This is a genomic window from Amycolatopsis kentuckyensis, from assembly GCF_002155975.1.
Taxonomy (GTDB): Bacteria; Actinomycetota; Actinomycetes; order Mycobacteriales; family Pseudonocardiaceae; genus Amycolatopsis; species Amycolatopsis kentuckyensis.
Map to the genome: position 1 here is coordinate 1 of NZ_MUMI01000515.1, position 8,474 is coordinate 8,474.

Genomic DNA, 8,474 nt, shown 5'->3' on the forward strand with positions numbered 1-8,474 from the left:
GCCGCGGCCAGCCGCAGGGCGAGGGGGAGGTGCCCGCACAGCCGGGCCAGCTCCGCCGCCGCGGCCGGCTCGGCGGCGACCGCCGGCGGCCCGAGCACGGTTTCCAGCAGCTGCCGGGAATCCTCGGCGGGCAGCACGGAGAGGGGGACCGCCCGTGCGCCGGTGCGGGCGATGAGGTCGCCGAGCCGCTGGCGGCTGGTGACCAGCACCGTGCCGGACGGCGGCAGCAGCGGCGTCACCTGGGCGCTGTCGCGGGCGTTGTCGAGCAGGACGAGGACCTGCCGGTCGGCCAGCAGCGAGCGCCAGAGCGCAGTGCGGCCGTCCGGGTCCGGCGGGATGGCGCGGGGGTCGGTGCCCAGCGCCCGCAGCAGCTGCGCGGCCGCGACGGCCGGGGTGAGCGGCTCGTGGTCCGGGTCGAACCCGCGCAGGTCGAGGTAGAGCTGGCCGTCACCGAATCGGTCGCGGACGCGGTGCGCCCAGCGGACGGCGAGCGCGGTCTTGCCGACGCCGGCGGTGCCGGTGACCACGCGGATGTCCGGCCCGGGGCCGGGATCCGCCGGTTCGTCGAGCCGGGCCAGCTCCGCGGCGCGGCCGGTGAAGCCGCGGACGTCGTGGGGCAGCTGGGCCGGGCGCACCGGTTCGGGCGCCGGCTCCGGCGCGGCGTCGAGGGCCGGGTCGGCGGCGAGGATCGCGGCCTCGAGCCGGGTCAGCTCCGGTGAAGGGTCGAGCCCGAGTTCGGTGACGAGCCGGGCGCGCAGGCCGCGGAAGGCGGCGAGGGCGTCGTCGGTGCGGCCCTCGCGGTGCAGGGCGAGCATGAGCTGGCCGACGAACCGCTGCCGGAGCGGGTGCGCGGCGACCAGGGTCGTCAGCTCGGCGAGCACGGCCCGGCCCCGGCCGAGCCGCAGCTGCGCGTCGACGCGGTCTTCCAGGGCGCTCCAGCGGGCTTCGTTCAGCCCGGCGAGGAGGAGCTCGGCGACTTCGCCGGACGCGGCGCCGGCGAGCGCGTCACCTCGCCAGAGCGCGAGGGCCTCGTCGAACAGTTCGACGGCGGCTTCGTCGCCGGCCGCGCGGGCCCGGCGGACGAGGGCGGTGAAGCGGTGGGCGTCGATGGTGTCCGGGTCGGCGCGCAGGACGTACCCGTGGCCTTCGGTGACGAGCTCGGGGCCGCTGACGGCGCGGAACACCGCGCGCAGGCGGGAGACCAGCGCCTGGACGGTGTTGCGCGCGCTGGCCGGCGGATCGTCGGGCCAGAGCAGGTCGACGAGGTTTTCGACGGTGACCGGGCGCGGGGTCTCGAGGAGCAGGACGGCGAGGACCAGGCGCTGCTTGCGGGAGCCGAGATCGACCGGGTCGCCGTCCGCCGTCGCCTCGACGGCGCCGAGGACGCGGAACTCCACCCGGTCACCTCCCTCACCCGATCGTGGCGTGCAAGCGTACTGCAAGCGTGGTGCAGCCCCGGTCCGCCATCCTGGCGGGGCTGCAGGACATGCTCCCGACGATGTCCACGGCCGGCGCGTGCACCAGTCCAGGAACCGGCTGATTCGGCTGTCGTTGTTCCACGGGCGGCACGAGCTGGGGGTAGGACCACCACGGCGACCCCTCCACGGTCGCCGTGGTGGCCCTTTTCGCTCGCTGCCCAGGGCAGCTTCCGCCGGACGCGGTAGCTCCGGTGGCGGCCCGCGTCCTCCCGACGCAGAATGCGCGCATGCAGCCGACGGTCGTCCGGGTGGCGCGCCTGGCCGACCCGGCCGGGCCCGCCGACGGCGTGCGCGTGCTCGTCGAACGGCTCTGGCCCCGCGGCACCGCCCGGACGTCGGTGGTGCTGGACGGCTGGTACCGCGGCTTGGCCCCGTCCGACGAGCTGCGCACCTGGTACGGCCACGACCCGGAGAGGTTCGCGGAGTTCGCCGAGCGCTACCGGGCGGAGCTGCGCGAGCCCGATCGGCTGGCGGCCCTGGAACGGCTGCGGGCGCTGGCCGGCGACGGCCCGGTGACCCTGCTGACGGCGAGCGGTTCCCCCTCGATCAGCCAGGCGGCGGTGCTCGCGGCGGTGCTCACCGGCCAGTGAGCCCGCGACGGCCGGCCGCCTCAGGGGCGCGTCCCGTGGCTCGTCGCCCGGACCGTCGCCGTGGCCGAGCCGAGCTTCTCGTGCCGGGCCGTCAGCGTCAGCGTCGCCGGCTGTCCCGCGAACGGCCGCAGCCACACCGCGGCCGCACCGCCCGTCGCGCCGAAGTCCAGCTCCGGGTCGCCGACCAGCTCACCCGGACCGGTCAGCGTCAGGCGCACCCGGCCGGTCGTCCCCGCGCGCACCGTCCCGAACCGGTCCACCGCCGCCACCACCACCCGGGTCGCGTCGCTCCCGTCCGCGCGCAGCTGCGGATCGTCGGGCACGCAGCTGAGGACGTCCGAACCGCGGTCCCCGCTGAACCGGCGGCTGACGACCAGCCGCCCGGCCAGGTAACCGTCGATGCGCAGCTGCGGCCGCCGCCCCTTCGGCACCACCAGGTCGGCGGCGAACGGCGGGTACCGCAGGTGCGGGAACTCCGCGCGCCGGCTGCGGGCCTCGCCCACCGGGCGGTCGTCGAGGAACAGCAGCAGGCGGTCGCAGTTGGACCAGATCGGCACCCCTTTCCCGGGCCCGGACGGCTGGGTGGTGAAGTCCCACGCGAAGCCGGGCTCCGCGACCGCCCGCACCCGCGGGTCGCCCTGCGAGGCGTAGAAGGCCGCGGCCGGCTTGGGGATCCGGAAGATGTCCGAGACCCCGGCGTACTTCGACCCGTCCACCGATCGCTGCCAGCCCGACGGGTAGTCGAACGCGCACCACGCGAGCAGCCCGCAGTAGCGGTCGTCGGCGGCGGCCAGATCGTGGGCCTTCGCGTGCAGTTCCGCCTGCTGCCGGACCGCCGGGAGGTCGGCGCGCCGGTAGGCACGGGCCCCGGCGAGCGTGCCGATCGTCTCCGTCACCAGGTACGGCACCCCCGGCCGCGGCGGGCGCAGCCGGAAGGGCGCTCCGCGCCGGGCGGTGTAGTCGTTGTAGGCCAGGACCTCGACGTCGGTGCCGGCGAACCGGCCGAGCGTGGTGCTGGCCAGCGCGCCGCTCGTCGGCCGCGACGGGTCGAGCTGCCGGGCGAGCCGGCCGGTGCGCTGGTACATCGCCGTGGTGCCGTTGGCCTCGTTCACCCGGGTGCCCCAGACGACGATGCTCGGGTGGTTGCGGTCGCGCACGACCATCCCCTCGACGTCCGCCAGGTTCCGCCGCTGCCACGCGTCGTCCCCGACGTGGCCCCAGCCCGGGATCTCCTCCCACACCAGCAGGCCGAGCTCGTCGCAGGCGTCGAGGAACGCGCTCGACTGCGGGTAGTGCGAGCAGCGGACCATGGTGCAGTTCAGCTCGCGGCGCAGGATCTCGGCGTCGCGCCACTGGACGCGGTCCGGCATCGCGCCGCCGGCGAAGGGGTACCACTGGTGGCGGTTCAGGCCGAACAGCTTGAGCCGCCGTCCGTTGAGGAAGAAGCCGTCGGTGGTGAACCGCGCGTCGCGGAAGCCGGTGCGCACCACCCGCTGGTCGAGGGCGCGTTTCCCGGACTGGACGGTCACCACGACGTCGCACAGGGCGGGATCCTCGACGTCCCAGAGCCGCACCGCCTCGAGCCCCCCGACGGCGAATTCGACGGTTGTCCCGCGCACCGCGGCGGAGCCGGTGGCGAGTTCACGGCCCGCTTGCCGCACCGACGCGGTCACCTCTCCCACGACGGGCGCGTCGAGCGTGCAGGTCAGGTGCAGCGACCGGCCGGGGGAGAGGACGTCGACGGGCCGGGCGAAGACGTCCGCGAGCCGGATCCGGGGCACCGCGCCGACCGTGGCCGGGCGGTAGATCCCGGCGGGCTGGTAGAAGTCGATCACCGACGGCCCGCCGCGCGGCAGGTTCGGCGGCACGTCCAGCGCCCACCGCCCGTCGACGACGACGGCGAGCACGTTGTCCCCGGTCACGACGTCCGGGAGCGCGACCTCGAAGGGCAGGTAGCCGCCTTCGTGCGTGGCGACGAGCCGGCCGTTGAGGTGCACCTCGGCGTTCGTCATGACGCCGTCGAAGCGGGCGGTGTGGCGTTCGGTCGCCGACCCGGTGAAGTGCTTGCGGTAGACCCACCGGTCCTGCCAGGACGCGGGGTCCCACCCGGTCCACGAAAGCGCCGTGACGCAGTGGGGCAGCTGCACCGGCGAGAGGTCGATCTCGTCGAAGCCGAGTTCGGTGCACCCGTCGTCGTACCGCCCGAACAGCCAGAAATCCCCCAGCCGCACGGAGTCCGCCCCGGGCGCGGCATGCCCGGCGGACCCGGCGACGACGCCGAGAAGCGCAGCCCCACCGGCGGCCAGGAACCCACGCCGGGACAGCCGCGGGTGCGTGTCGGCCATTGCGACCTCCGTGCTCGGGCTCCCCTGGGGTATCGCTGGTGACCGGTAAGACGTCACAAACGATCAGCGGGTTGCTCAGCGCAGGGTCGAACCCGCCGTGCGTTCCGGAGCCGGGCTCGCCGAGATGCGTGAGCTGGACGCGCGCGCCGGACTCGCGGGCACGCCGGCTTCGTACGAGAGAACCTATGAAGCCTTCTTCGGCGACACGGCGGTGAAACTGAGCCGAGGCTCGGACGGGCGGTACACCGTGCGCAACGGCTACCACCGCATTTGGCTGGCCAAGCAGGCGGGCTTCGACACACTGCCCGCGGACGTGGTGGAGGACCGGTGAACGTCCTGGCCGGGCGGTCAGCGCAGGGTCGAAGCGCGCACCACCAGCTCCGGGGTGAACACGACTTTCCGGTGTTCGTGCTCGGTTTCGGACGCCTCCGCCAGCAGCAGTTCCACGGCCGTGCGGCCCAGTCGCCGGCGGGGCTGGCGGACCGATGTCAGCGGGACCGCGGCCGCCGCCGCGAATTCGATGTCGTCGTAGCCCACGATCGCCAGGTCGTGCGGGACGCTCATGCGGAGGTTCGCGCACGTCTGGAGCAGGCCGAGGGCGACCAGGTCGTTCGCGCAGAACGCCGCGGTCGGGCGGACCGACGCCGGCAGGCCCGCGAGGCGCTCGCCCGCGCCGCGGCCGTCCGCCACCGTCAGGGCCGTCGTCGTCAGGTCGACCAGGTGGTCCGGGCCGAGCCCGGCCGCTTCCAATGCGCGCAACGCGCCGAGCCGGCGGTCGCGGACCTGGCCCACCGCCGTGTGGTTGCCGACGAAGGCGATCCGCTCGTGGCCCTGCTCGACCAGGTGGCGCACGGCGATCTCGCCGCCGTAGACGTCGTCGACCGCGACCGAACAGTGCGTCGTGCCTTCCGGTGTCCGGTCGACGACGACCACCGGGGTGCCGCGGCGCGCGATCTCGCCCAGCAGCGGGGCGTCCGGGTCGACCGGCGTGATGAGGACACCCTGGACGCGCTGCTGTTCGAGCCGCCCGAGGTAGGCCGCCTCCCGCGACGGCTGGTGGGCGCTGTTGCAGAGGAACAGCGACAGGTCGCCCGCGTCCGCGGCGTCTTCCATGCCGGCCGCGACGTCGGTGAAGAACGGGTTGCTGCCGTCGAGCATCACGTAGGCCAGCACCCGGCTGCGCCCGGCCCGCAGCTGCCGCGCGGATTCGTTGCGCACGAAGCGGAGTTCGGCCATCGCGGCCTCGACCCTGGCCCGGGTCGCCGGGCTGACCCGGTCGGGCCGGTTGAGCACATTGGACACCGTGCCGAGGGACACGCCGGCGGCCGCCGCGACCTCCTTCATGCCCGCCGCGCGCGGCTCGGCGCCGGGCTCCCTGACGACCATCAAGACCCCCTCGTTGAAACGTAACATCACCGCGAATGACCAGGTGAAGATGCCGTTTGGCCACGCCTTCGCGGATGCATTGACTTCTCGTTCCGTCGCATAGTAGCTTCACCGCACCAGATTTGTGAAACCTTTCAATCCGGAGGTCGCGATGACGCGGCAGGACCCCGGCCGGGCCCCTCTGCTGGAGGTGCGCGGTGTGACGAAGTCGTTCGGCGCGGTCGCGGCCGTCGCCGGCGTGAGCTTCGGGCTGCACGCCGGGGAGGCCCACGCGCTGGTCGGGGAGAACGGCGCCGGCAAGTCCACGATCGTCAAGATGCTGGCCGGGGTGCACCGGCCCGACGACGGCACGCTCCTGCTGGAGGGCGAACCCGTCGAGTTCGGTTCCCCCGCCGACGCCAAGGCGGCCGGCATCGCGGTCATCTACCAGGAGCCCACCCTGTTCCCCGACCTGAGCGTCGCGGAGAACATCGTGATGGGCCGCCACCCGCGCAAGAGCCTCGGCCGGATCGACCGGGCGGCGATCCGCGCCGAGGCCGAGCGCCTGTTCGCCCGCCTCGGCGTGCGGATCGACCCGGGCCGGCCCGCCAGGGGCTTGTCGATCGCCGACCAGCAGATCGTCGAGATCGCCAAGGCGCTCAGCGCCGACGCCCGCGTGCTGGTGATGGACGAGCCGACCGCCGCACTGACCCGGATCGAGGTCGAGCGGCTCTTCACCGTCGCCAGGACGCTGCGCCAGGAAGGCGCGGCGATCATGTTCATCTCCCACCGCTTCGAGGAGATCACCGAGCTGTGCCAGCGCGTGACGATCATGCGCGACGGCAAGCACGTCTCCACCGACGCGCTCGAGGACGTCACCGTCGAGGAGATGGTGAAGCGCATGGTCGGCCGCGACCTCGACGCGCTGTTCCCCAAGCAGGACGTCGAACCCGGCGCGGTCGTGCTCGAGGTCGAGGGCCTCGCCCGCGAGGGCGTGTTCCGCGACATCTCCTTCTCCGTGCGCGCCGGTGAAATCGTCGCGTTCGCCGGGCTGGTCGGTTCCGGCCGCTCGGAGGTCGTCCAGGCCGTCTTCGGCGTCGACGAACGCGACGCCGGGGTCGTCAAGGTGAGCGGTAAGAAGCTCAAGCCGCACTCGTCACGGGCCGCGATGGCCGCCGGCGTGGCCCTCGTGCCCGAGGACCGGCGCCAGCAGGGCCTGATCATGGACCTCTCGATCGAGCGGAACGTGACGCTGCCGCGCTCGCGTGCCCTGTCCAAGCTCGGCTTCCTCACCGGTGCGAGCGAACGCCGGGAAGCCCGGCGCTGGACCGAGCGCCTGCGCACCAAGTACCGCCGGCTCGGCGATCCCGTCGGCACGCTCTCGGGCGGGAACCAGCAGAAGGTCGTGCTGGCCAAGTGGCTGGCGATGGCGCCGAAGGTGCTGATCGTGGACGAGCCGACGCGCGGCATCGACGTCGGCACGAAGGCCGAGGTCCACCGGCTGATGTCGGCGCTGGCCGCCGAAGGTGTCGCGATCGTGATGGTGTCCTCGGAACTGCCGGAGGTGCTGGGCATGGCCGACCGCGTGCTGGTGATGCGGGAAGGCCGGATCGTGGCCGAGCTCCCGCGCGCCGAGGCGACCGAAGACTCGGTCATGTTCGCCGCGATGGGCCAGGGAGCCGCCGCATGACCGCGACGAAGGAGGCCCCCGTGGCCGCGCAGCCGACCGTCCACTCCGGACGCTCGTGGACCGCGAACGTGCTGAAGGCCCGCGAATCCGGCATCGCCGGAGCCCTGATCGTGCTGGTGGTGTTCACCGCGACGCAGAACTCCCGGTTCCTGTCCGGGCAGAGCATCCGCGACATCCTGCTGGGGACGGCGATCCTGGCGGTGCTCGCCGTCGGGCAGGCGATCGTGATGATCACCCGCAACATCGACCTGTCGGTCGGCTCGGTGCTCGGCCTGGCGGCGTTCGCCGTCGGCACGCTGATGAAGGACAACCCGGGCCTGCCGGTGATCGTCGCGATCCTCGCCGGGCTCGCCGTCGGCGCGGTGTGCGGGCTGGTCAACGGCGCCCTGGTGCGCTTCGGCCAGGTGCCCGCGCTGGTCGTCACGCTCGGCACGCTCTACGCCTTCCGCGGGGTCAGCTACTTCTGGGCCGGCGGCCAGCAGATCAACGCCGACAAGCTGCCCGCGTCCTTCCTGGACTTCGGCACGGCGTCGGTACTCGGCGTGCCGTGGCTGGTCCTCATCGCGGTGCTGGTCCTCGTCGCCGCCGGGATCGTGCTGCGCAGCTACCGCGCCGGGCGCGAGCTGTACGCGATGGGGTCGAGTCCGCAGGCCGCGCAGCTGGCCGGCATCCGGGTCGGCCGCAACACCAGCGCGGCGTTCCTGGTCAGCGGCGCCCTCGCGGGGCTCGCCGGAGTCCTGTTCGCCGCCCGGTTCGGCACCGTGGACGCCGCCGCGGGGTGGCGGTGTTCGGCGGCAGCGGCTCGGTCTGGGGCGCGGGCCTCGGCGCGCTGCTGCTGACCGTCATCGGCAGCGCCCTGGCCGTGCTCGACATCAACCAGTTCTGGCAGCAGGCGATCGTCGGCGCCGATGGCCAGCAGGATCAGCGCGCCGACCGGCTGGTCGCCGTCCGGGTCGCCAAGGCACTGAAGAAGAGGGATTCCCATGTCTGACCAGGGAAACCGGCG

General features: G+C 73.7%; 6 protein-coding genes and 1 pseudogene. 4 read left to right on the plus strand and 3 right to left on the minus strand.

The annotated features are described in order from the left end of the window. Positions 1 to 1,397: AfsR/SARP family transcriptional regulator (locus tag CCN39_RS39355; protein ID WP_143264327.1), on the minus strand; the 1,397-nt coding region annotated here is incomplete at its 3' end. A 308-nt stretch (positions 1,398 to 1,705) separates the two neighbouring features. Here CCN39_RS39355 and CCN39_RS39360 point away from each other — a divergent pair. Further along, on the plus strand, positions 1,706 to 2,068 hold the full coding sequence (locus CCN39_RS39360; protein WP_086851098.1) for a DUF488 domain-containing protein: 363 nt from the start codon (positions 1,706 to 1,708) through the stop codon (positions 2,066 to 2,068). Positions 2,069 to 2,088: 20 nt separating this feature from the next. Here the strand turns inward: CCN39_RS39360 and CCN39_RS39365 are convergent, their stop codons facing one another. After that, on the minus strand, positions 2,089 to 4,413 hold the full coding sequence (locus CCN39_RS39365; RefSeq protein WP_086851088.1) for a glycoside hydrolase family 2 protein: 2,325 nt from the start codon (positions 4,411 to 4,413) through the stop codon (positions 2,089 to 2,091). Between the two features lie 124 nt (positions 4,414 to 4,537). On the opposite strand from CCN39_RS39365, the gene CCN39_RS39370 reads away from it, so the two are divergent. Beyond that, positions 4,538 to 4,744, plus strand: coding sequence for a ParB N-terminal domain-containing protein (locus tag CCN39_RS39370; protein ID WP_143264328.1), 207 nt, complete (start codon positions 4,538 to 4,540; stop codon positions 4,742 to 4,744). Between the two features lie 17 nt (positions 4,745 to 4,761). Here the strand turns inward: CCN39_RS39370 and CCN39_RS39375 are convergent, their stop codons facing one another. Further along, positions 4,762 to 5,799 (minus strand): LacI family DNA-binding transcriptional regulator, encoded by a 1,038-nt coding sequence (locus CCN39_RS39375; protein WP_086851094.1) that lies wholly within the window; start codon positions 5,797 to 5,799, stop codon positions 4,762 to 4,764. A gap of 151 nt (positions 5,800 to 5,950) precedes the next feature. Here CCN39_RS39375 and CCN39_RS39380 point away from each other — a divergent pair, with 151 nt between their 5' ends. Then, on the plus strand, positions 5,951 to 7,468 hold the full coding sequence (locus CCN39_RS39380; protein ID WP_086851096.1) for a sugar ABC transporter ATP-binding protein: 1,518 nt from the start codon (positions 5,951 to 5,953) through the stop codon (positions 7,466 to 7,468). Beyond that, positions 7,465 to 8,459 (plus strand): annotated as a pseudogene (locus CCN39_RS39385) (ABC transporter permease). Before CCN39_RS39380 ends, CCN39_RS39385 begins: the two are co-directional and overlap by 4 nt. The last annotated feature ends 15 nt before the right edge of the window (positions 8,460 to 8,474 follow it).